Below are 1,435 nucleotides of genomic sequence, written 5' to 3'. Positions count from 1 at the left end.
GAGTCGTTATTTGATAAAGTCATTCGAACTTGTATTCGGCTTACAGCCCTAAACACCTTCGGTGTTGTATGGTTAAGCCTCACGGGCAATTAGTACGGGTTAGCTCAACGCATTACTACGCTTCCACACCCCGCCTATCAACGTTGTAGTCTCCAACAGCCCTTTAGGACAATTACATGTCAGTGAGAGCTTATCTTGAGGCTCGCTTCCCGCTTAGATGCTTTCAGCGGTTATCGATTCCGAACGTAGCTACCGGGCAGTGCCATTGGCATGACAACCCGAACACCAGCGGTTCGTTCACTCCGGTCCTCTCGTACTAGGAGCAACCCCTCTCAACTCTCAAACGCCCACGGCAGATAGGGACCGAACTGTCTCACGACGTTCTAAACCCAGCTCGCGTACCACTTTAAATGGCGAACAGCCATACCCTTGGGACCGACTACAGCCCCAGGATGTGATGAGCCGACATCGAGGTGCCAAACACCGCCGTCGATATGAACTCTTGGGCGGTATCAGCCTGTTATCCCCGGAGTACCTTTTATCCGTTGAGCGATGGCCCTTCCATTCAGAACCACCGGATCACTATGACCTGCTTTCGCACCTGCTCGACGTGTCTGTCTCGCAGTTAAGCTGGCTTGTGCCATTACACTAACCGTACGATGTCCGACCGTACTTAGCCAACCTTCGTGCTCCTCCGTTACTCTTTGGGAGGAGACCGCCCCAGTCAAACTACCCACCAGGCACTGTCCTCGATCCGGATAACGGACCTAAGTTAGAACATCAAACATACAAGGGTGGTATTTCAAGGATGGCTCCACGTCAACTAGCGCCAACGCTTCATAGCCTCCCACCTATCCTACACATGGAGGTTCAATGTTCAGTGCCAAGCTGTAGTAAAGGTTCACGGGGTCTTTCCGTCTAGCCGCGGGTACACCGCATCTTCACGGCGATTTCAATTTCACTGAGTCTCGGGTGGAGACAGCGTGGCCATGGTTACACCATTCGTGCAGGTCGGAACTTACCCGACAAGGAATTTCGCTACCTTAGGACCGTTATAGTTACGGCCGCCGTTTACCGGGGCTTCGATCAAGAGCTTCGCTTACGCTAACCCCATCAATTAACCTTCCGGCACCGGGCAGGTGTCACACCCTATACGTCATCTTTCGATTTTGCAGAGTGCTGTGTTTTTAATAAACAGTCCCAGCCACCTGGTCACTGCGGCCAGCTCCAGCTCCCCCCGCAAGGGGTTCACTAGCTCTGGCGTACCTTCTCCCGAAGTTACGGTACTATTTTGCCTAGTTCCTTCACCCGAGTTCTCTCAAGCGCCTTAGTATTCTCTACCTGACCACCTGTGTCGGTTTCGGGTACGGTCAACATGTACCTGAAGCTTAGAGGCTTTTCCTGGAAGCATGGCATCAACAACTTCGCACCCGTA

1 rRNA gene (cut by a window edge) is annotated in these 1,435 nt (G+C 52.5%); it reads right to left on the bottom strand.

The annotated features are described in order from the left end of the window. Positions 1-68: 68 nt before the first annotated feature. A 23S ribosomal RNA gene (locus tag EGC76_RS11785) occupies positions 69-1,435 on the bottom strand; it runs 1,595 nt beyond the window's last position.

This window comes from Pseudidiomarina gelatinasegens (assembly GCF_004025325.1).
Lineage (GTDB): Bacteria > Pseudomonadota > Gammaproteobacteria > Enterobacterales > Alteromonadaceae > Pseudidiomarina > Pseudidiomarina gelatinasegens.
Note: the sequence above shows the minus strand (reverse complement) of the source record. Positions and strands in the feature narration are given on the sequence as shown.